Annotated in this window: 19 protein-coding genes; 10 read left to right on the forward strand and 9 right to left on the reverse strand. The window is 70.9% G+C overall.

Features of this window, described 5'->3' with window-relative positions; all coding sequences use genetic code 11:
* The first annotated feature begins 92 nt into the window (after window positions 1-92).
* The 8 genes from SM757_RS10855 to SM757_RS10890 all read left to right on the forward strand — a co-directional run bounded on the left by SM757_RS10855 (window position 93) and on the right by SM757_RS10890 (window position 13236).
* On the forward strand, window positions 93-1628 hold the full coding sequence (locus SM757_RS10855) for a hybrid sensor histidine kinase/response regulator (protein ID WP_322465483.1): 1536 nt from the start codon (window positions 93-95) through the stop codon (window positions 1626-1628).
* A 393-nt stretch (window positions 1629-2021) separates the two neighbouring features.
* A complete protein-coding gene (locus tag SM757_RS10860; protein ID WP_322465484.1) occupies window positions 2022-4724 on the forward strand; it encodes an ATP-binding protein in 2703 nt (900 codons plus the stop codon).
* Between the two features lie 166 nt (window positions 4725-4890).
* Entirely contained in the window at window positions 4891-5496 is a 606-nt protein-coding gene (locus SM757_RS10865) for a biliverdin-producing heme oxygenase (protein WP_322465485.1), read from the forward strand.
* Window positions 5477-7672, forward strand: a complete 2196-nt coding sequence (locus SM757_RS10870) for an ATP-binding protein (RefSeq protein WP_322465486.1) — start codon at window positions 5477-5479, stop codon at window positions 7670-7672. The genes SM757_RS10865 and SM757_RS10870 overlap by 20 nt, the downstream gene beginning before the upstream one ends.
* Window positions 7672-8130 (forward strand): response regulator, encoded by a 459-nt coding sequence (locus SM757_RS10875; protein WP_322465487.1) that lies wholly within the window; start codon window positions 7672-7674, stop codon window positions 8128-8130. Before SM757_RS10870 ends, SM757_RS10875 begins: the two co-directional genes overlap by 1 nt.
* Before the next feature lie 413 nt (window positions 8131-8543).
* The gene (locus SM757_RS10880) at window positions 8544-10781 is read left to right on the forward strand and encodes an ATP-binding protein (protein ID WP_322465488.1); all 2238 of its coding nucleotides are present in this window, start codon (window positions 8544-8546) and stop codon (window positions 10779-10781) included.
* Entirely contained in the window at window positions 10781-11239 is a 459-nt protein-coding gene (locus tag SM757_RS10885; RefSeq protein WP_322465489.1) for a response regulator, read from the forward strand. Before SM757_RS10880 ends, SM757_RS10885 begins: the two co-directional genes overlap by 1 nt.
* Before the next feature lie 56 nt (window positions 11240-11295).
* On the forward strand, window positions 11296-13236 hold the full coding sequence (locus SM757_RS10890; protein WP_322465490.1) for a hybrid sensor histidine kinase/response regulator: 1941 nt from the start codon (window positions 11296-11298) through the stop codon (window positions 13234-13236).
* A 91-nt stretch (window positions 13237-13327) separates the two neighbouring features.
* Here the strand turns inward: SM757_RS10890 and SM757_RS10895 are convergent, their stop codons facing one another.
* The 6 genes from SM757_RS10895 to SM757_RS10920 all read right to left on the reverse strand — a co-directional run bounded on the left by SM757_RS10895 (window position 13328) and on the right by SM757_RS10920 (window position 16230).
* Window positions 13328-13525, reverse strand: coding sequence for a YqaE/Pmp3 family membrane protein (locus SM757_RS10895; RefSeq protein ID WP_066338681.1), 198 nt, complete (start codon window positions 13523-13525; stop codon window positions 13328-13330).
* Between the two features lie 147 nt (window positions 13526-13672).
* On the reverse strand, window positions 13673-14071 hold the full coding sequence (locus tag SM757_RS10900) for a GFA family protein (RefSeq protein WP_322465491.1): 399 nt from the start codon (window positions 14069-14071) through the stop codon (window positions 13673-13675).
* A gap of 408 nt (window positions 14072-14479) precedes the next feature.
* On the reverse strand, window positions 14480-14890 hold the full coding sequence (locus SM757_RS10905) for a carboxymuconolactone decarboxylase family protein (protein ID WP_066338686.1): 411 nt from the start codon (window positions 14888-14890) through the stop codon (window positions 14480-14482).
* A 102-nt stretch (window positions 14891-14992) separates the two neighbouring features.
* Window positions 14993-15394, reverse strand: coding sequence for a hypothetical protein (locus SM757_RS10910; protein ID WP_322465492.1), 402 nt, complete (start codon window positions 15392-15394; stop codon window positions 14993-14995).
* A gap of 41 nt (window positions 15395-15435) precedes the next feature.
* On the reverse strand, window positions 15436-15723 hold the full coding sequence (locus tag SM757_RS10915; RefSeq protein ID WP_322465493.1) for a hypothetical protein: 288 nt from the start codon (window positions 15721-15723) through the stop codon (window positions 15436-15438).
* A gap of 228 nt (window positions 15724-15951) precedes the next feature.
* Window positions 15952-16230 (reverse strand): hypothetical protein, encoded by a 279-nt coding sequence (locus SM757_RS10920; protein ID WP_322465494.1) that lies wholly within the window; start codon window positions 16228-16230, stop codon window positions 15952-15954.
* 329 nt (window positions 16231-16559) lie between these two features.
* Here SM757_RS10920 and SM757_RS10925 point away from each other — a divergent pair, with 329 nt between their 5' ends.
* Together SM757_RS10925 and SM757_RS10930 are read left to right on the forward strand one after the other, a co-directional pair.
* Window positions 16560-16745 carry a CsbD family protein gene (locus SM757_RS10925; RefSeq protein ID WP_066338781.1) on the forward strand — a complete coding sequence of 62 codons (186 nt, stop codon included), beginning with the start codon at window positions 16560-16562 and terminating at the stop codon, window positions 16743-16745.
* A 17-nt stretch (window positions 16746-16762) separates the two neighbouring features.
* On the forward strand, window positions 16763-16963 hold the full coding sequence (locus SM757_RS10930) for a hypothetical protein (protein WP_066338697.1): 201 nt from the start codon (window positions 16763-16765) through the stop codon (window positions 16961-16963).
* A gap of 76 nt (window positions 16964-17039) precedes the next feature.
* Here SM757_RS10930 and SM757_RS10935 read toward each other — a convergent pair whose 3' ends face one another.
* Genes SM757_RS10935 through SM757_RS10945 form a run of 3 tightly spaced genes read right to left on the reverse strand, consistent with a single transcriptional unit; the run spans window position 17040 to window position 20043 of the window.
* On the reverse strand, window positions 17040-18320 hold the full coding sequence (locus SM757_RS10935; protein WP_322465495.1) for an NRAMP family divalent metal transporter: 1281 nt from the start codon (window positions 18318-18320) through the stop codon (window positions 17040-17042).
* On the reverse strand, window positions 18320-19123 hold the full coding sequence (locus SM757_RS10940; RefSeq protein ID WP_322465496.1) for a metal ABC transporter permease: 804 nt from the start codon (window positions 19121-19123) through the stop codon (window positions 18320-18322). The genes SM757_RS10935 and SM757_RS10940 overlap by 1 nt, the downstream gene beginning before the upstream one ends.
* Window positions 19120-20043, reverse strand: a complete 924-nt coding sequence (locus SM757_RS10945) for a metal ABC transporter substrate-binding protein (RefSeq protein WP_066338704.1) — start codon at window positions 20041-20043, stop codon at window positions 19120-19122. The genes SM757_RS10940 and SM757_RS10945 overlap by 4 nt, the downstream gene beginning before the upstream one ends.
* Window positions 20044-20063 lie beyond the last annotated feature (20 nt).

The following is a 20063-nucleotide window of genomic DNA, read 5'->3' on the forward strand; positions in this document are numbered from 1 at the left end:
CTTGCCACCAGGCGAGGGCGTGCGCCGGTCCGGGGTTCCGGGCCTTGCGGCGCCATTCGGCCTTTTTCGACGCACCTCATTGCACCCGCGGCATGTCCCAGCCTTCCGACGCCACGAAGCAGCCTCCCCTCATCCTCATCGTTGAAGACGAGGCCGTGATCGCCCTGGACCTGAAGCTGGAGCTGCAGGACATGAGCTACCGCGTGGCCGGGCCGGCGCGCACGGGCGAGCAGGCACTGGCGCTGGCCGCGCAGGAGCCGCCCGCGCTGGTGCTGATGGACATACGCATACAGGGCGCGCTCGACGGCGTGGAGACCGCTGCGCGCCTGGGCCGCAGCGGCGAGCCGCCGGTGATCTTCCTGACCTCGCACAGCGACGACGAGACGGTGGCCCGCGCCGCGCAGACCGCGCCCTACGGTTTCCTCACCAAACCCTTCCAGGCCCGCGAGCTGCGCGCGGCCATCGAGGTGGCGCTTGCGCGCGCGGCGCTGGAGCGCGCGCAGCGCGAGTCCGACCGCTGGTTCGCCTGCACGCTGCACGGCGTGCAGGACGGCGTGATCGTGCTCGACGCCAATGCCACGCTGCGCTTCATGAACCCGGCGGCCGAGGCGCTCACCGGCTGGAGCGCGGCCGAGGCGCTGGGCCGCCCGGTGGACGAGGTGGTGCGCTTTGCCCCGCAGGAGGAGGCGCCGCTGGCCGCGCTGCAGGCGCTGCGCGAAGGCCGGGCCGTGGAAGTGCGCCACGCGCGGCAGTTGCTGGTGCGCGCGGCGCCCGGCGGCGCGGCGGGCGTGCCCACCGCGGTGATGGTGGACGAGTCCGCCGCGCCGGTGGAGCACGACAGCGGCCGCCGCATGGGCGCCGTGCTGGTGCTGCGCGACGCCACCGAGCGGCTGCTGCGCCAGGAGCAGCTCGACGCCAAGCGCGCCCAACTGCAGGCGCTGCAGGCGCAGCGTGACGCGCAGACCCACCTGCTCTCTCGCGCCAGCCACGAGATGCGCACCCCGCTCAACGCCGTGCTGGGCTTCGCCCAACTGCTGCGCAGCCTGCCGGGCAACGCGGACGAGACGGCGCAGCGCTACATCGGCTTCATCGACGAGGCCGGCCACCAGTTGCTGTCGCTCGTGGAGGATTTGCTGGACCTGCAGCAGGGCGACGAGCTGCGCCGCAGCCTGCAGTTGCGCCCCGTGCCACTGCTGGAATGCGTGCAGGCCGCGATCGCTCCGCTGGCGGCGCAGGCCCTGGCCAGCCGCACCAGCCTGCACAACGTCATGGAGGGCGCCATGCGCGTGATGGCCGAGCCCTCGCGGCTGCAGAAGGTGGTGCACGGGCTGGTGTCCAACGCCATCAAGTACGGGCGCGAGGGCGGCCACGTCTGGCTGCAGGCCCAGCGCAACGGCGACCGCGTGCGCATCACGGTGGCCGACGACGGCCAGGGCATCACGGCCGACCGCCAGGCCCAGCTCTTCCAGGCGTTTTCACGCGCCGGCCGCGAACACTCCGGCATCGAAGGCGCCGGCATGGGCCTGGTCACCGCCCGCAGCACGGTGCAGGCCATGGGCGGCACGCTGGAGCTCAACAGCGTCGCGGGCCAGGGCACCGTCGTGCACGTGGAGCTGGCTGCAGGCTGAAACCCGCCCGGAAATATCACGGGCCCCTGCAAAGCCGAACAAGCGCAATAGGAATTTTCTCCTGCCCACCTATTCCAGCCGAAAGCCGTCTGCCAACGGCCGCGATTTCAATCTCCATACGGAAGTTTTGTATTTATTCAATCTTCAGACGGAGAAAATACGACCGTTGCCGTGGCCACCTGGCCCGCGATGATGGATTGGAAACTTACACCGCTCCTCTTGGCCAGGCCAATTTGCCGAGTTATGTGTTCGATTAAAAAATGTTATTCAGGGTTTATGTCGCGCTGCAGCAATTAAAATTTTCGCCTCAATTTCACGAATTCAATCCAGTCTTCAGACATATAGAGGCCAGCGCGTTCCGGCAAGTCCTGTAGACCAACCCTGTTTTTCTTCGTGCCGAGATCTGAAAACTCCTCGCGGCGTCGGTTTGGCCTGCGCACCCTGCTGACGCTGATGGCGCTGCTGTTGAGCACGCTGGTGGCCGGCGTGTTGGGCGCGATGCGCACGGTGCAGTTGCGCGAGCAGGCGCAGGCCACCGCCGGTGCGCTCAACCTGCAGCAGGCCTCGGCGGTGGCCGCGACGGTGGACGCCGACCTGGGCCGCATGGGGCGCGACCTGCAGGCGCAGGCGCGGCTGATCATGCACATGGATCCGCGGCTGCAGCCCGCGCCATTGCGTTTGCTGCTCGAAGGCCTGTTCGACGCGCCCAACTTCGCTTGGGCCGGCATCGCCGACGCGCGCGGGCGCGTGCTGGCGGCACCGCACGACCGGCTGGTGGGGCGGGACGTGTCGGGGCGCGGCTGGTGGGGCGCGGCCCTGAACGGCCTGCACTTCGGCGACGTGCGCGAAGCCAGGCTGCTGGCCGGGCTGCTGCCGCCGCTGCCCAAGGGAGAGCCCTGGCGCTTCATCGACATCGCCGCGCCGCTGCGCACCGCGGACGGCGGCGTGGCCGGCGTGCTGTCGGTGCACGTGTCCTGGCCGTGGCTGCGCGAGCGCATCGCGCTGTACGCGCGCGCGGCGCCGGCGCAGGGCTCGCAGCTCTTCATCGCCGGGCGCGACGCGCGCCAGCGCCTGGGCCCCGAGGGCGAGATGGGCGCGCCGCTGCCGCTGCAGCCGCTGCTGTCGCACGGGGCCGAGGGCTGGACCGTGCTGGCTTGGCCGGACGGGCGCCACTACGTCACCGCCTGGGCCGCCAGCCGCGGCAGCGACCCTTACGCGGGGCTGGGCTGGGTGACGCTGGTGCGCACGCCCGTGCAGGCGCTGGAGGAGGCCAACGCCGCGGCATTGCGCTGGGTGTGGGGCTCGGCGGGGCTGCTGGTCGTGGGCGCCACGGCGCTGGCCTGGCTGCTGTCCACGCTGGTGCTGCTGCCGCTTGGGCAATTCCTGGCGCGCGTGCGCGGCGTGGCCGGCGGCGCCGCCGTGCCGCCGCCGCGGCTGCTGCCCGCGGAGTTCGCCAACCTGCACGAGGTGGTGCTGGCCCTGGTGGACCAGTTGCGCGACAAGGAGGCGGCGCTGCGCGCGGCGCTGGAGGACGTGCGCGGCGACTTGGCCAACGTCGGCCGCGCCCTGCCCGGGCTGCTGTTCACCCGCGTGCAGCGCGGCGACGAGGTGCACTACCGCTACCTCAGCGCCTCGGCCGAGCACTACCTGGGGCTGCCGCGTCAGCACATCCTGGCCGACCGCAGCGGCTGCGCCTGGCTCAGCCGCGTGGACGAGGCCGACCGCGAGCGCCTGGGGCCCGTGCTGCACCAGGCCCGCGACGAGCGCGCGCCGCTGACCTTCACTTTCCGCGTGCGCGGCGCCGACGACGCGTGGCGCAGCATGCAGGCCACGCTGGTGCCGCGCGACCAGGGCGAGGCCACACAGGACCGGGTGCTCGACGGCATCGTGCTCGACATCACGCCGCTGGAGCTCGCGCGCACCCAGGCCCAGCGCGCCAGCGAGGCCAAGGACCGCTTCCTGGCCGCCATGAGCCACGAGCTGCGCACGCCGCTCAACGGCATCCTGGGCTACGCGCAACTGCTGCAGGCGCGGCTGGCCGACCCCGACAACCGCGTCAACGCCCAACGCATCCACCAGGCCGGCGAGCAGTTGCTGCGCATCCTCAACGAGGTGCTGGACCTGGCCAAGATCGAAGCCGAGCGGCTGGAGCTGGAGCGCCAGCCCCTGCGCCTGGAAGCGGTGCTGCAGGGCTGCCACGAGCTGTTCGCCCCCAGTGCCGCGGCCAAGGGCCTGCGCCTGACGCTGGCGCTGGCCGACGGCGAGCTGCCCTGGGTGCTGGGCGACGCCGCGCGGCTGCAGCAGGTGCTCTCCAACCTGCTGTCCAACGCGCTGAAGTTCACGGAGCACGGCGGCGTGACGCTGACGCTGCGCCGGCCCGGCGGCACGGGCACGCCGCCGGGGCTGCTGCCGGTGGACATCGAAGTGCGCGACACGGGCATAGGCCTCAGCGGCGAGCAGCGCGCGCGGCTGTTCGAGCCCTTCGCGCAGGCCGAGAGCTTCACCTCGCGCCGCTACGGCGGCACGGGGCTGGGACTGTGGATCAGCCGCCGCCTGGTGCAGGCCATGGGCGGCGACATCGCGGTGGAATCCACGCCCGGCCAAGGCACGGCGGTGCGGCTGCACGTGCCCTTCGAACGCGCCCCAGCCGAGGCCCTGGCGCCCGTGGCGCCGCCCGCGCCGGCCCACCTCGCGCCGGGCCGCGCCCCCACGCTGCGCGTGCTGGTGGTGGACGACGTGGCCATCAACCGCGAGGTGCTGGGCGCGCTGCTGCGCCAGCGCGGCCACAGCGTGCTGGAGTGCGCCGACGGCGAATCGGCCATCGCCCGCGTGGCCGAGGGCGGGGTGGACCTGGTGCTCATGGACGTGGAGATGCCGGGCCTGGACGGGCTGGAGGCCGCGCGCCGCATCCGCGCCCTGCCCGGCGCCGCGGGCCGCGTGCCGCTGTGGGCCGTCACGGGTCGGGCTTTCGAGCAGGACGTGGCCCAGGTCCACGCCGCGGGCATGGACGGCCACTTCAGCAAGCCGGTGAACTTCGCCCGGCTCGGCGACGTGCTGCAGGCCGTGCAGGAACGCCGCGACGGCCCCCAGCGCTGATCGCACGCCGCACAGGCAAAGGTAAGCATTTGCGACACGGCGCGCGGTCGCCAAGTCCTTCACAAATCGTGCATTGACGACAAAAAGAGGGCCGCCCCAGGAACCCCGGGCAAACCCCATGGGCCAAAATCGGCCGTCCTAAGCCACTTCCACCACCACCCCGGGGATGAATCAACAGGGCACGACCATCACCGGCGCGCTGAGACAGGCCTGCGCTGCCCAGCACGAGGCCATAGAGGCCTTGCTCCAGCTGGACCAGGCGGCGCTGCGGCGCGAGCACTACGAGCGCGTGCTTGCCGGCTTCGGTGCCTTCGTCCCGGCCTGGGAGGTGCGGTTGCGCCTGCACCTGCCCGCGGCGCTGCGCGGCTGGTTCGACCAGCGTTCGCGCGCGCCCCTGCTGGCGCGCGACCTCGCGGCGCTGGGCCTGCAGCCCTTCCCCATGGACGACCCGGTGGCCGCGCTGGCCCTGGCCGACACCGGCGCGGTGTTCGGGTCGCTGTACGTGCTGGAGGGTTCAGCTTTGGGCGGGCAGCTCATCGCGCGCGTGGTGCGCGAGCGCTGGGGCCTGGGGCCTGACAACGGCGCGGCCTACTTCAACGGCTGGGGAGCACGCACCGGCGCCATGTGGGCGGAGTTCCGCGAGCGCCTGGCGCAGGCGCTGGGCGAGGACGACGCGGCGCTGGGCAGCGCCTGCGCCGCGGCCGTTGCCACTTTCGCGGCCTTGCGGGCCTGTTTCGAGCACGTGCTGGACCATGGACCTGCCGCTGCCTGACGCCGACCTCAACGACTGCGCCGACGAGCCCATACGGGTGCCCGGCGGCATTCAGCCCCACGGCCGCATGCTGGTGCTGGCCGAGGGCGACGGCCGCCTCGTGGCCCTCAGCGAGAACTGGGCCGAGGCCCCGCCGCTGCCGCAGTGGAACGACTGGCTGCCGCAGCGCGTGGCCGCGCTGCGCTTGGGCGAGGCGCCCGTGCCGCTGGGCACGGTGACGCTGGAGCGCGGCACGCGCTGGGACGTCACCGGCCACCGCGCGCCGGGCCTGGTGGTGCTGGAGCTCGAACCCGCGGCGCCGCCGCTGGGCCTGCAGGCGCCGGTGTACGGGCTGGCCCACCACTGGCTGCCGCGGCTGCAGGCCGCCGCGTCCGTGCAAGCGCTGCTGGCGCTGGCCGTGGAAGAGATGAAGCGGCTCACCGGCTTCGGCCGCTGCCTGGCCTACCGCTTCGACGAGGAGGACCACGGCGAGGTGCTGGCCGAGGTGCTGGACGAGGGCTACGACGCCTACCTGGGCCACCACTTCCCCGCGGCCGACCTCCCCGCGCAGGCGCGGCAGCTCTACCTGCTCAACCAGATTCGCCTCATCCCCGACGCCCGCTACACGCCCGTGCCGCTGCGCTGCGTGGACGCGGCCTGGCGGCCCACGGGCATGGACCTGTCGTGGGCGGCGCTGCGCAGCGTCTCGCCGCTGCACCTGGAATACATGCGCAACATGGGCACGCTGGCGTCCATGTCGGTGTCCATCACCGTGCGCGGACGGCTGTGGGGCCTGATCTCCTGCCACGACCACGCGCCGCGCCACGTGCCCTTCGAGACCCGCGTGGCCTGCGAGCACCTTGGGCGGCTGCTGTCGCTGCAGATCGAGGCGCGCGAGGACAACGCCGAGGTCGCGCGCCGCCTGGAGCTGCGCCGGATCACGCTGGAGCTGGTGTCGCGCCTGGCCGATAGCGACGGCACGCTGCGCAGCCTGGCCGCCGAGCCCGCGCTGCTGCGCCTGGCGCGCGCCACCGGTGCCGCCGTGGTGCTGGACGGCGACTGCTGGACGCTGGGCGAATGCCCGCCCGCGGCGCGCATACAGGCCCTGGCCCGCTGGGCCACGCAGCAGGACCGCGAAGTGGCCTGCAGCGACCGCGTGGAACAGGTGCTGCCGCTGCCCGCGCCGCCCGCCGAGGGCGACGCCGTGGCCGCCGGCGTGCTGGCCGTCTCCATCTCGCAGGTGCACCGCCACGTGGTGATGTGGTTCCGCCCCGAGGTCGTGCAGACGGTGCGCTGGGCCGGCGAGCCGCGCAAGCCGGTGCAGCAGGGCGACGGGCGGCTGCATCCGCGGCGCAGCTTCGCAAGCTGGGAGGAGCTGCTGCGCGGGCGCTCGCTGCCCTGGGCACCCAGCGAGGTGTCGGCGGCGCTGGAGCTGCGCCAGGCGCTCATCGGCATCGTGCTGCGCCGCGCCGAGGAGATGGCCGAGTTCGCCACCGAGCTCGGCCGCGTCAACAAGGAGCTGGAGGCCTTTTCCTACACCGTCTCGCACGACCTGCGCGCGCCCATGCGCCACATCGCCGGCTTCGTGGACCTGGTGCTCGACGGCGAAGACGGCGCGGGCCTGGGCGAGCGCTCGCGCCGCTACCTCGGCCACGTCAAGGAAGCCGCCACCTACGCCGGCAGGCTCGTGGACGCGCTGCTGGACTTCTCCCGCATGGGCCGCGCCGCGCTCAAGCGCAGCCAGATCGGCACCGGCCTGCTGGTGGCCGACCTCGTGGCCGAGCTCGCCCGGCATCAGCAAGGGCGCCAGGTGCAGTGGCGGGTGCACGCGCTGCCGCCGCTGTGGGGCGACGCGCTGCTGGTGCAGACCGTCGTGCGCAACCTGCTGGACAACGCTTTCAAGTACACCCGCGAGCGCAGCCCGGCCGTGATCGAGGTGCTGCCCGTGCAGCGCCCAAACGACGTGGGCCTGGAAGTGCGCGACAACGGCGTGGGCTTCCCCATGAAATATGCCGAGAAGCTGTTCGGCGTCTTCCAGCGCCTGCACTCGGCTGAAGAATTCGAAGGCACGGGCATAGGACTGGCCAACGTGCGCCGCATCGTGGAACGCCACGGCGGCCAGGTCTGGGCTCGATCCGAGCCCGGCCAAGGCGCGGTCTTCGGCTTCGTCCTTCCCATGCCTTCCCAGGAACCCTGATGCTCAAACCCATATTGCTCGTCGAGGACGACCCGCGCGACCTCGAACTCACCCTGCTGGCGCTGGAACGCACCCAGCTCGCCAACGACGTGGTCGTGGTGCGCGACGGCGCCCAGGCGCTGGAGTACCTGCAGCGCGAAGGCGACTTCGCCCACCGCGAGCCCGGCAACCCCGCGGTGATCCTGCTGGACCTGAAACTGCCCAAGGTCAACGGGCTGGAGGTGCTGCAGGCCGTGCGCGCCTCGCAGGAGCTGCACAGCATCCCGGTGGTGATGCTGACCTCCTCGCAGGAGGAGTCCGACGTGATGCGCAGCTACTCGCTGGGCGTCAACGCCTACGTGGTCAAGCCCGTGGAGTTCAAGCAGTTCATCGCCGCCATTGCCGATCTGGGCATCTTTTGGGCGGTGCTCAACGAGCCGCCCCCGGGCTCGATCAAGACCACGCGCCGCGGCACCTGACCCCGGTGAGTGCGTGCCGCGGCCGATGCGGGTGCGCGGCTTGCCAAGCTTCTTTCCAGGCGGGCGCGCTGCCCGCAGCTGCATTCGGTCCACCCCGCTGCTGGTGCCTGTCCAGGGCCGGCTGCCGGAGGGCCGCCAGGCGCATGGGCAACGCGCCGGCCCGCGGGCCGGTACGCCGCTTGCTGTTGCCTGCCCTTGCCCTGGCTGGAGTTTTGCCATGACCACCGATGCAGGCTGGCGCGCCCCGCGCCGCAGTCCCTCCCTCACCGGCGCGGCGCCGGGGCCCGTGCCTGGCGCTGACGGTCTGCGCAGCCCAAGCCGGCCGCTTTTCCCACCCGATGGACCCGGGGCCTGAGCCCGGGGTCTCCCCTGCGCACCCCCCAGAGAAAGCTCGGCCCCGCTGGAAAGGACGCTTGAAATCTTGTTCAGCCATGGACGCCACGCTGCCGCCTGACCTGGCCGACTGCGCCAACGAGCCCATACGCGTTCCCGGCGGCATACAGCCGCACGGACGCATGCTGGTGCTGGACGCCGCGGATGCCCACCTCGTGGCCTGCAGCGCCAATTGGAACGCACCACCGCCCCTGGACGACTGGCGCGAGCGCCTGGCGCCGCACCTGGCCGCGCTGCAGGAGGGCGAAGGCCCCGCGCCGCTGGGCTCGGTGACGCTGGAGGACGGCCGGCGCTGGGACCTCACCGGCCACCGCCTGCCGCGGCTGTTGGTGCTGGAGCTGGAGCCCACCGAGCACCCGCTGGGCCTGCAGGCGCCGGTGTACGCGCTGGCACGGCGCTTTCTGCCGCGCATGCAGGAGGCGCGCGACGTGCAGGCACTGCTGGCGCTGGCCGTGGAAGAGTTCAAGCGGCTCACCGGTTTCGGCCGCTGCCTGGCCTACCGCTTCGACGAGGAGGGCCACGGCGAGGTGCTGGCCGAGGCGCTGGACCAGGGCTACGACGCCTACCTCGCGCACCGCTTCCCGGCGGCGGACATTCCCGCGCAGGCACGGCAGCTCTACCTGCTCAACCAGATCCGCCTCATCCCCGATGCCCGCTACACGCCCGTGCCGCTGCGCTGCGTGGACGCGGCCTGGCAGCCGCAGGACATCGACCTGTCCTGGGCCGCGCTGCGCAGCGTCTCGCCGCTGCACCTGGAGTACATGCGCAACATGGGCACGCTGGCGTCGATGTCGGTGTCCATCGTCGTGCGCGGGCGGCTGTGGGGGCTGGTCTCCTGCCACGACCGCGACGCTCGCCACGTGCCGTTCGAAACCCGCGTGGCCTGCGAGCACCTTGGGCGGCTGCTGTCGCTGCAGATCGAGGCGCGCGAGGACCAGGCCGAGCTGGCGACGCGGCTGGAGCTGCGCCACATCACGCTGGAGATCATGTCGCACCTCACCGAGAGCGACGGCACGCTGCGCCAGCTCACCGCCGAGCCCGTGCTGCTGCGCCTGGCGCACGCCGGCGGCGCCGCCGTGGTGCTGGACAACGATTGCTGGACCCTGGGCGATTGCCCGCCCGCGCAGCGCATCCAGGAGCTGATCGGCCGCATCGCCCACCAGGGCCGCGAGATCTTCCACACCGACCGCTTGGGCGAGGCGCTGCCCGCCCTGGCCGTGGACCACGGCGAAGGCGGCCGCAGTGGCGGGGCCAATCCCGCCACGGCCGGCGTGCTGGCCATCTCCATCTCGCAGGTACACAGGCACTGGATCCTGTGGTTCCGGCCGGAGGTGGTGCAGACCGTGCAATGGGCCGGCAACCCGCGCAAGGCGGTGCAGGCAGACGACGGGCGGCTGCACCCGCGGCGCAGCTTCGAGAGCTGGCGCGAGCAGTTGCGCGGGCGCTCGCTGCCGTGGGCGCCCAGCGAGGTGTCGGCGGCGCTGGAGCTGCGCCAGGCGCTCATCGGCATCGTGCTGCGCCGCGCCGAGGAGATGGCCGAGTTCGCCACCGAGCTCGGCCGCGTCAACAAGGAACTGGAAGCCTTCTCCTACACCGTTTCGCACGACCTGCGCGCGCCCATGCGCCATATCGCCGGCTACGTGGACCTGGTGCTGGACGCCGGCGAGGGCCGGCTGCTGGGCGAGCGCTCGCAGCGCTACCTCAAGCACGTCAAGGAGGCCGCCACCTACGCCGGCAGGCTCGTGGACGCGCTGCTGGACTTCTCCCGCATGGGCCGCGCCGCGCTCAAGCGCACCGAGATCGACACCGGCCTCATGGTGGCCGAGCTGGTGCGCGAGATATCGCAGCAGCCGCCCTGCGAGCGCCAGGTAGTGTGGAAGGTCGCCCCCGGGCTGCCCAGGCTGTGGGGCGACGCGCTGCTGATGCAGGTGGTGGTGCGCAACCTGCTGAGCAACGCCTGCAAGTACAGCCGCGACCGCGAGCCCGCCGTCATCGAGGTGCTGCCCGTGCGCCGCTCCGACGGCGCGGGGCTGGAGGTGCGCGACAACGGCGTGGGCTTCCAGATGAAGTACGTGGACAAGCTCTTCGGCGTGTTCCAGCGCCTGCACCCGGCCGAGGAGTTCGAGGGCACGGGCATAGGGCTGGCCAACGTGCGCCGCATCGTGGAGCGCCATGGCGGCAGCGTGTGGGCGCGCGGCGAGCCGGACAAGGGCGCGACCTTCGGCTTCCTTCTGCCCTTGCGGGCGCGGGAGGGCTGATGCTCAAACCCATTCTTCTGGTCGAGGACGACGCGCGCGACCTGGAGCTCACGCTGGTGGCGCTGGAGCGCAGCCAGCTTGCCAACGAGGTCGTCATCGTCCGCGACGGCGCCGCGGCGCTGGAATACCTGCAGCGCGAGGGCGAGTTCGCCGCCCGCGCCGCGGGCAACCCGGCCGTGATCCTGCTGGACCTCAAGCTGCCCAAGGTCAACGGGCTGGAGGTGCTGCAGGCCGTGCGCGCCTCGCAGGAGCTGCACAGCATCCCGGTGGTGATGCTGACTTCCTCGCAGGAGGAGTCCGACGTGGTGCGCAGCTACTCGCTGGGCGTGAACGCCTACGTCGTCAAGCCCGTGGAGTTCAAGCCATTCATCACCGCCATTGCCGACCTGGGCATGTTTTGGGCGGTGCTCAACGAACCTCCCCCGGGCTCGGTGCGGGCCACGCGGCGGGGGGACTGATCTTGGAAAGGCACGTGATGGGCGCAACAGGCGCAAACAGCGCAACAGAGGCGGCCATGGCCGAACCGCGCGGACGGGGGCTGCAGGTGCTGCTGCTGGAGGATTCGCGCTTCGACGCCGAGCTCATCGGCGAGTGCCTGCGCGAGCACTACCCGAGCTCGCGGCTGCAAGTGGTCAGCGACGAGGCGGGCTTTGCCGCGGCGCTGGCGGCAGCCCCGCAGCCGCAGCTCGTGCTGTCGGACTACGAGCTGCCGGGCTTCAGCGGCGCGCAGGCGCTGGAGCTGGCGCGCGTGCTGGCACCGCAGGTGCCCTTCATCTTCGTCTCCGGCGTCATCGGCGAGGACAACGCCGTGGAGCTGCTCAAGCGCGGCGCCACCGACTACGTGAGCAAGAGCCGGCTGCAGCGGCTGCCGGTGGTGGTGGAGCGCGCGCTGCGCGAGGTGGCCGAGCGCGACGGGCGCGACCGTGCCGAGCGCCAGTTGCGCGAGGCCGACGCGCTGCACGCCCGCGTGGTGGACGCGCTGCACGACTACGCCGTGATCGTCCTGGACCGCGAGGGCTGCATCCGCAGCTGGAACCGCGGCGCGCAGGACGTGTTCGGCTTTGCACGCGAGCAGGTGCTGGGCCACCGCGCCGACCTGCTCTACACGCCGCAGGACAGGCGAGCCTTCGTCTTCGAGGACGGGCTGCAGCAGGCGCTGGCCCAAGGCAAGGCCACGGACGCGCGCTGGATGATGCGCCGCGACGGCTCCCAGCGCCGCGTCGAGGGCCTGACCATGCCGCTGCACGGCGGCGCCGCCGGCGAGCCCAGCGGCTTTTGCAAGGTGCTGCACGACGTGACCGAGGCCCACGCCCACGAGGCGCGGCTGCGCGCGGCCAAGGAGGAGGCCGAGCAGGCCAACCAGGCCAAGGACCGCTTCCTGGCCATGCTCTCGCACGAGCTGCGCACGCCGCTCACGCCCATCTCCTCGGCGGTGTACCTGCTGGAGCAGGTGGCGCAGATCCCGGCGCAGTACCGCAAGCTGCTGCCCATGATCCGGCGCAACGTGGCGCTGGAGGCGCGGCTGATCGAGGACCTGCTCGATCTCACCTCCATCAACGCCGGCAAGCTCACGCTGCACCTGCAGCCCGTGGACATGCACCGCCTGGTGCAGGCCGTGGCCGAGATGCTGGCCGAGGAGGTCGCCACCAAGCGGCTGCAGCTCACGCTGGCGCTGCAGGCCCCGCACAGCGTGGTGATGGCCGACGAGGCGCGCATGCAGCAGGTGCTGTGGAACGTGGTGCGCAACGCCATCAAGTTCACGCCGGAGGGCGGGCGCATCACGCTGCGCACGGCCTCGGGGGACGGCGGCTTCACCATCACCTGCACCGACGACGGCATCGGCATAGACGCCGCGGCGCTGCCGCACCTGTTCACGCCCTTCCGCCAGGGCGACAGCGACACGACGCGGCGCTTTGGCGGACTTGGGCTTGGGCTGGCCATCGCGCGCGGGCTGGTGGGCGAGCATGGCGGCAGCATCGAGGCCGCCAGCGACGGCTTGGGGCTGGGCGCGCGGTTGACGATACGCGTGCCGGTGTCGCTGCAGCCGGCGCAGTCGGCCGACGCGCCGGCCGCGCCCTCGCTGGCCGAGGACGACGGCACGCGGCTGCTGCTGGTGGAGGACAACGAGGACGCGGCCGAGGCCATGCGGCTGTCGCTGGAAGACCTGGGCTACCGCGTCACGCACGTGGGCACGCGGGCGGACGCGCTGTCCGTGGCGCGCGAGCGGCACTTCGACGTGGTGCTGACGGATTTGGGATTGCCCGACGGCAGCGGTATCGACGTGGGCCGCGCGCTGTGCGGGAGCTGCCCGGTGATTGCGCTCAGCGGCTACGGCGCACCCTCGGACGTGGAGCGCTCCACGCGCGCGGGCTTTTCAGGCCACGTCGTCAAGCCCGCCGACCCCAGCGCCGTGCACACGCTGCTGCAGCGTGTGCTCGCGCAGCGCGCGGCCTAATTTCAAAAGGCCGTTGCCGGAAAGTCTTTGTTTTCCAGCCGCCAGCCGCCAGCCGCCCGCCGCTCGCCTGGTTTTCAACCGCCACTGAAAATCAGGCCGACGGCCGGCGCAGGGCGCTTTCTATTTTCTTGTCCGTCTTGTATTGGCTCAGCGCATAAACCGCCCAAATGGCCGCCGGCAGCCAGCCTATGAGCGTGACCTGCAATATCAGGCAAATGATGCCGGAGATGGGCCGGCCGATCGTGAAGAACACGACGAAGGGCAGGAATATGGCAAGCAGCAGGCGCATTTTGAATCCTTGAATACGGGCCACGGAGGGAGCCAGAAGGTCAGCCGCAAAATGAGAATTTTTCCCCGGCATGCCTTGTTGCATCGACTCCACCGGGAGCCAATGGTTCCCCGAAGGTCACAGAGCAAATTCCTGGCCTGCAAGGCATCAGGTTTTCATGCGCACGGTGGCATATCCGGGCAAACCATCGTCCATGGAAATCCAGGGCAATTGCCGGGAAACCCAGGTATGGTCGGCGGGCGGGCATTGCTCCGGCTGGTGCAGCGTGCAAATCGTCACGTCGATTTCTTCCGGCAAATCGGAGTTTTCAAATGTCAACGCACTGCCGCAATCCTTGCAGAAACTGCGCATGCCTTGGGCACTGGAAGAAAACCGGGCCGGTGTGCCTTGCACCAGCCGGAATTCATGCTTGGGCACGCTGAACCAGGCCACCAGCGGCGCACCGCTGGCGCGGCGACAGGTGGCGCAATGGCACATCGTCAAATTGAAGGGCGTGCCGCCCGCTTCATAGCGGACGGCGCCGCACAAACATCCGCCGGTGAGCATGCTGGAAACTCCTGTTGCTGCTCACGGCATGATGCAGCCGTCCCGAACGGGAACGGACGAAAAGGCGCGCGGAATACAGGCTTATATATTCCGCAGGCAGCGGCCCCGCGGGGCCGATTCAAATACGTTTCAATAAAGGTATGTCAGGTTGTGACTTGACGCCCATTCCAGCGCGAAATCCACCGCGCCCGGCTTCAAGGTATCCATTGCCATCCACAGCCACAGCAGCGCAACGCTCATGACGAACTCCCTGGTGACGCCCCACAGGGCACAAGCCGTGCCTGCGGTGGATTCATCGTAGCGCGCACGCGCCGCCGGGTCACGGTTCGAGATGTGGACTTTTTCTCCTGGGAATTGTGTCCCGCACCGCCCACCGGCCACCCGTGACAAATGGCCTGGCGGGCCGCTTCAAGGCCGCCCGGTTTCAGCCGCCTGCTGCCCGCGCTCGTCCAGTTCCGCGAAAACCTCCTTGGCCACCAGCAGTGCATTGACCGCGGCGGGAAATCCGGCGTACACGGCCATTTGCATGATGACTTCCACGATGTCCTGCCGGCTGCAACCCACGTTGAGCCCGCCCTGGATATGGGCGCGCAATTCCTTGGGCGAATGCCCCAGCGTCACCAGCGAGGAAATCGTGGCGATCTGCCGCTCGCGCGGCGACAGGATACCGCGCGCGTAAATGTCGCCGTAGGGGAACTCGATGATGAAGCGCGCGAATTCCGGCGCAATGTCGCCCAAGGCCTTCATCACGCCTTCGCCTATATGGCCGTGGATACTGGAAAGCGTGGCCTGGCCGCGCTGAAAACGATCTGAATCCATGAGGAGGCGCCGAGAGGAAAACCCGGGATTTTAAAAGCCCGGTGCCGCCGGCCCGGCGGACGGCAAGGGGCTCAAGAGCGGCCCAAACCCGTACCCCGGCCTTCAGCGCAGGTTCCAGCGCAGCGTCATGACGGTGGCGCGCTCCAGCGCGTGCCAGCGGTGGTGCAAGCCCGCGCCCCAGGCCGCGAAGTCGCCCTGGCGGCGCAGCAGCACGGTGCGCAGGCCCTCCGGGCGGAAGTCCGGATGCGGGCTGAACTCGATGCGAAACAGCGACTCCCCGCTCACCAGCAGCGACACCGTGCGGCCTTCGCTCAGCGGCTTGCCCAGGCCGCTGTCGTCACCCGCGGGGTGGTCCCACCACTTCATGCACAGCCCGTCCAGCGACTGCTCGCGCGGCACGTGCAGCAGCTCGCCCAGGCCGTGGCGCGTCCAGTCGCTGAAGCCCAGGAACCAGCCGGTGCCGCGGGTGTCCTGGTCGTAAGCGTTGCCGGTGATGAGGTCCATACGGGGGATGACTCCTGGGCATTGAAGGGGTGCCGCCGTCCTCAGGACGATGAGGAGCGCAATGCCTCGCAATACAGGCCTGGCAGCCCATCGCCGCCCTGCACCAGCGACGCATGGGCAGTTTCGAAAATCCCCGGCGCCTCGCGTGAAATCTCCAGCGCGCCCGCTTTTCCCTGGTGCGCCAGCACCGCATACAGCACCAGGCACTGCGAAGTGAAACGGCGCCGGCCGGAAAGGTTGATCAATTTTCCAAGCACCTCGCCGCTGAGCGGTGCCTGCGGCGCGGCTGCACGGGATTTCCATGCTACCGAATGCGAGCTGATATTCATGACTTGGCTCCCTGAGCTCCATGGAACGCACCAACAAATGGCAGTCTCGACCCAAATCAGGTGCTCGCAGCTTTCATACTCAAATTCATAACGGAATTGAATACCGTAAATTACTTCACGACCCTGGAATCAGAAGACAAGCATTTTCCATCCCAGAGAAGTACTCACGGCGGAATCAAGGGCGGGCATGCACTCGAAACCGGCAGCGGGCCTGCAAGGGGCCGTCGCTCAACGCGCGCGCTTGGGAGGACGGGGCGCGGCGGGCAGGAGGTCCGGTAGCGCAGCGGCGCGAGGCGGCGCCTCCTCTTCCTGGCCTAGCAGCAGCGCGGGCTGGTTGGCCGCACCCCATTGCGGCGGCCGGGTCGGCGGCGGTACTGGCTCCCACGCAAAGCGCTCGTCGGGCCGAGGCGCCTCCGGCGGCGGGCCGTCGTCCGCCGGCTCCACGCCCAGCCAGTCCAGCACGCGCCTGTGCCAGGGCGGGACGGGGGAAGAGGGTGGCGAGCTCATGCGGCTTGCGCTGCAAGTGCCAGGCCAAGTTTTTGTGCAATGCAGCATGCGTCCCGTGATGCGGGGGCCCCAAACCCCGGCGTTCCAGCATGCGGGAGCTGCCAACGTCATGCACCGTTGCCAGGCGGTCCAGGCCGTCGGCGTTTCACATCGTCCCACGTAAGCAACGGTAAACCGGTTTCCGCCATCGGGAAAATCCCGCCGCCCCTTGAAAAATCTGCGGCCTGGGACTACGGGACAACGGCATGCGCGCCTACAGCGCAGGCCCGCGAACTGCTCCAGAGTGAAGCAACCGGCATGTGCCGGCCAACACCGACAAGGAGCACCGCATGAACAAGGATCAAGTCAAGGGCGTCGTGGACAACGCCAAGGGCCGCATCAAGGAAGCGGCGGGCGACCTCACCGGCAACCGCCAGATGCAGCAGGAAGGCCGCGCCGACCAGGTGGGCGGCACCGTGCGCAAGAACGTGGGCGACGCCAAGGAAACGGTCAAGCGCGGCATCGACAAACTCTGAGCCGCAGCCCAGCGCGCATGACCCCGCATCAATCCCTTGCACGGCCGCAGCGGCGCATCCCGCCGCCGCTGTGGGCGCACGTGGTGCCGCCGGAGCCGGTGATGCCGCCGGGGCCCGCCCCGTCGCCGCTGCCGCCCGGCCCAGCACCGGTGGGCGACCCCATCAGCCCGCCGCCCGGTCCGGCCACGCCGGAGCCCCCGCCGCCCACGCCCATGTGAGCAGCGCCGCGCTCCTGGGACGCGCCCCCCGCAGGGCGTGGCCCCGGGACCGGCCGTTCTCCCCGGGACAGCGGCTTCAGCCGCCGAGCAGGCTGGACAGCCCCATGAAGGCCACGGCCGCCGCCATCACGCCGGTGGCCAGCCAGCTCAGCCAGCGCAGGCGGCGGCTCATCACGTGCGCGCCCATGAGGCGGCGCGACTGGCCGATGAACAGCATGGCCACCATGATGGGCACGGCGATCACGCCGTTGGCCACCGCGCTCCATACCAGCGCGGACATGGGGTCCACCTCCAGCAGGCTGCCCAAGGTGCCCAGCACCGTGGCGGCGACGATGATCCCGTAGAAGCCCCGCGCCTCGTGGAAGCCGCGCGAGAGCCCGCCGGGCCAGCCCAGCAGCTCGCTCACCGCGTAGGCCGCCGAGCCCGCCAGCACCGGCACTGCCAGCAGCCCCGTGCCCACGATGCCCAGCGCGAACAGCCAGAAGGCGAAATCCCCCGCCACCGGCCGCAGCGCCTGAGCCGCCTGCGCGGCGCTGTCCACGTGTGCGCCCTGGCCGTGCAGCGTCACGCCCGCGGCCACCACGATGCACAGCGCCACCGCGTTGGAAAAGCACATGCCCACCACCGTGTCCACGCGTATGCGGCGCAGGAACAGCCGCTCGCGCGCCGGGTGCGGCAGCGTGCGGTCGCCCAACGGGGCGCGGCGCTTGTTTTCCACCTCCTGCGCGGCCTGCCAGAAAAATAGGTAGGGGCTGATGGTGGTGCCCAGCACGGCCACCACCATGGCGGCGTAGGCGCCCACGGACATGTCGTCGCGCCAGGCCGTCCACGGCAGCAGCCCCTCGGCAGCCACCTCGCCCCACGGCACGCGCACGGCCAGCAGCACGGCCACGTAGGCAAAGAGGACGAGCGTCAGCCACTTGAGCAGCCGCACCGTGCGCTCGTAGGGGAAGAAGAGCTGCATGGCCACGCACAGGCCGCCCAGCGCCAGCACGTAGGGGGCGGACTGGCCGCCGGCCAGCAGCCGCACGGCCTCGCCCATGGCCGCGACGTCGGCGGCGATGTTGAGCGTGTTGGCCGCCACCAGCAGCGCCACCAGCGTCACGGTGACCCAGCGCGGGCACACGTGCGCGATGTTGGCCGCCAGCCCCTGGCCGGTGACCCAGCCGATGCGGGCCGACAGGAGCTGGATGCCGATCATCAGCGGCGTGGTCAGCAGCAGCGTCCAGGCCAGCGCGAAACGGAACTGCGCGCCGGCCTGGGAGTAGGTGGCGATGCCGCTGGGGTCGTCGTCGGCCGCGCCCGTGATCAGGCCCGGGCCCAGCCGGCGCACGAAGCCGCGCAGCCCGCTGGCCATCACGGCGCTCCGTGCGAGGCGGCTTCCATCGCCGCCGACGGGCCGGCGCGGCGGCGCAGCAGCGCCGCGGCCGCCAGGGCGCACAGCGCCAGCGTCCAGACGATGACGGCGCCGGTAGGCCAGTCCAGCAGGGCGGACAGCGCCAGCCCAAGCACGTAGCCCGCCGCGCCCACCGCGTAGCCGGCCGCCAGGCGCGAGCGGCCGCGCAGCGCCGTGGTCGCCAGCGCCGGGACGATGAGGCTGGAGAACACCAGGTACACCCCCACGAGCTGCACCGAGGCCGTCACCGCCAGCGCGAACAGGGCGTAGAAGCCCAGCCGCCCAAGCCGGCGCGGCAGCCCAAGCGCCATGGCGCCCAGCAGCAGCGCCGTGATCGCGGCCAGCACCCCGAGCTGCGAGGGCTGCACCCACAGGATCTGGCCGACCAGCAGGTCCTTGAGGTGCTCGCCGCCGTGGGGGTTGCCCGCCAGCAGCAGCAGCCCGGCGCAGGCGGCCAGGACGAAGAGCACGCCGATCAAGGCTTCCTGCTGGCGCGGGGCGCGCTTTTCCGTCCAGGTCAGCAGCAGCGCGCCCAACAGGGCCGCGCCCACCGCGGCTCCCTGCACGGCCAGCCCTCCCTCGGGCAGCCCCAGCGCGTCGGCCGCGATCACGCCCAGGCCGGCGATCTGCGCGATGGCCAGGTCGATGAAGACGATGCCCCGCTCCAGCACCTGCTGGCCCAGCGGCACGTGCGTGAGCAGCACCAGCAGCCCGGCCGCCAGCGCCGGGCCCAGGATGCCGGCGTCCAGCGCGTCCCAGTTCATCGCTTGGCGCCGGCGGCGGCCAGCAGCCGCCCAACGGTGTCGTCAAAGAGGCCGAACAAATCGTTGGCGGCGTCGCTGCCGCCTACGGTGAAGGGCAGTTTCACCGACGGGATGCCCGCATTGCCGCTGAGCCAGTCCGAAGCCTTGGGGTCCTGGTAGGCGGCGTGGATCACCATCTTGGCCGGCGTGTTCTTGAGCGCCGCCTGCACGGCCTGCAGTTGCGACACCGAGGGCTCCACACCCGGCTTGGGCTCCAGCACCGCCACTTCCTTCAGGCCCAGCCAGTCGTAGAGGTAGGGGAAAGCCTTGTGCTGCGACACCACGGGCACGCCCTTGAGCGGCGCGGCCTGCGCGTTCCAGCGCGCCAGCGCCTGCTGCCAGCGCTGGCTGAAGGCGCGCTCGCGCTGCGCGTAGTCGGCGGCATGGGCGGCGTCGATCTGCTGCAGCCGGGTGGACAGCGCCGTGGCCACCAGGGCGATGTTGCGCGGGTCGGTCTGGATGTGCGGGTTGCCGGCGGCGTGCACGTCGCCCTGCGAGCGGTCCAGTTGCGTGGGCACCTCCAGCTTGCGCACGTAGGCCGCGGCCTCGAAGTAGCCGGGCTTGCCGGGCTGTATGGCGGCGTTGCCGGACTGCTGCAGCAGCAGCGGCAGCCAGCCCGTCTCCAGCTCGGCGCCGGTGCACACCACCAGGTCGGCGTTGCGCGCGCGGGCGATGAGGCTGGGTTTCGCTTGTATCTGGTGCGGGTCCTGGCGCGCGCTGGTGGCCACCGCCACGTCCACCGCCGGGCCGCCCAGCTCCATCGCCAGCGCCCCCCATTCCGGCTCGCAGGCCAGCACTTTTACATTTGCCTGGGCCTGCGCGGCCAGCAGGGCCAGGGGCAGCGCCACGAGGGCGCTCAGGACGAAATTGCGTTTCTTCATGTCGTTGTCCGGTTCTTGGG

It is taken from the genome of Azohydromonas lata, from assembly GCF_034427735.1.
GTDB lineage: Bacteria > Pseudomonadota > Gammaproteobacteria > Burkholderiales > Burkholderiaceae_C > Azohydromonas > Azohydromonas lata.

What these genes read in the sequence shown, in the direction of transcription:
- SM757_RS10855 (WP_322465483.1), top strand. Translation starts at nt 93, where the DNA reads ATGTCCCAGCCTTCCGACGCCACGAAGCAGCCTCCCCTCATCCTCATC.
- SM757_RS10865 (WP_322465485.1), top strand. Translation starts at nt 4,891, where the DNA reads ATGAATCAACAGGGCACGACCATCACCGGCGCGCTGAGACAGGCCTGC.
- SM757_RS10870 (WP_322465486.1), top strand. Translation starts at nt 5,477, where the DNA reads ATGGACCTGCCGCTGCCTGACGCCGACCTCAACGACTGCGCCGACGAG.
- SM757_RS10875 (WP_322465487.1), top strand. Translation starts at nt 7,672, where the DNA reads ATGCTCAAACCCATATTGCTCGTCGAGGACGACCCGCGCGACCTCGAA.
- SM757_RS10885 (WP_322465489.1), top strand. Translation starts at nt 10,781, where the DNA reads ATGCTCAAACCCATTCTTCTGGTCGAGGACGACGCGCGCGACCTGGAG.
- SM757_RS10890 (WP_322465490.1), top strand. Translation starts at nt 11,296, where the DNA reads ATGGCCGAACCGCGCGGACGGGGGCTGCAGGTGCTGCTGCTGGAGGAT.
- SM757_RS10895 (WP_066338681.1), bottom strand. Translation starts at nt 13,525, where the DNA reads ATGCGCCTGCTGCTTGCCATATTCCTGCCCTTCGTCGTGTTCTTCACG.
- SM757_RS10900 (WP_322465491.1), bottom strand. Translation starts at nt 14,071, where the DNA reads ATGCTCACCGGCGGATGTTTGTGCGGCGCCGTCCGCTATGAAGCGGGC.
- SM757_RS10905 (WP_066338686.1), bottom strand. Translation starts at nt 14,890, where the DNA reads ATGGATTCAGATCGTTTTCAGCGCGGCCAGGCCACGCTTTCCAGTATC.
- SM757_RS10910 (WP_322465492.1), bottom strand. Translation starts at nt 15,394, where the DNA reads ATGGACCTCATCACCGGCAACGCTTACGACCAGGACACCCGCGGCACC.
- SM757_RS10915 (WP_322465493.1), bottom strand. Translation starts at nt 15,723, where the DNA reads ATGAATATCAGCTCGCATTCGGTAGCATGGAAATCCCGTGCAGCCGCG.
- SM757_RS10920 (WP_322465494.1), bottom strand. Translation starts at nt 16,230, where the DNA reads ATGAGCTCGCCACCCTCTTCCCCCGTCCCGCCCTGGCACAGGCGCGTG.
- SM757_RS10925 (WP_066338781.1), top strand. Translation starts at nt 16,560, where the DNA reads ATGAACAAGGATCAAGTCAAGGGCGTCGTGGACAACGCCAAGGGCCGC.
- SM757_RS10930 (WP_066338697.1), top strand. Translation starts at nt 16,763, where the DNA reads ATGACCCCGCATCAATCCCTTGCACGGCCGCAGCGGCGCATCCCGCCG.
- SM757_RS10935 (WP_322465495.1), bottom strand. Translation starts at nt 18,320, where the DNA reads ATGGCCAGCGGGCTGCGCGGCTTCGTGCGCCGGCTGGGCCCGGGCCTG.
- SM757_RS10940 (WP_322465496.1), bottom strand. Translation starts at nt 19,123, where the DNA reads ATGAACTGGGACGCGCTGGACGCCGGCATCCTGGGCCCGGCGCTGGCG.
- SM757_RS10945 (WP_066338704.1), bottom strand. Translation starts at nt 20,043, where the DNA reads ATGAAGAAACGCAATTTCGTCCTGAGCGCCCTCGTGGCGCTGCCCCTG.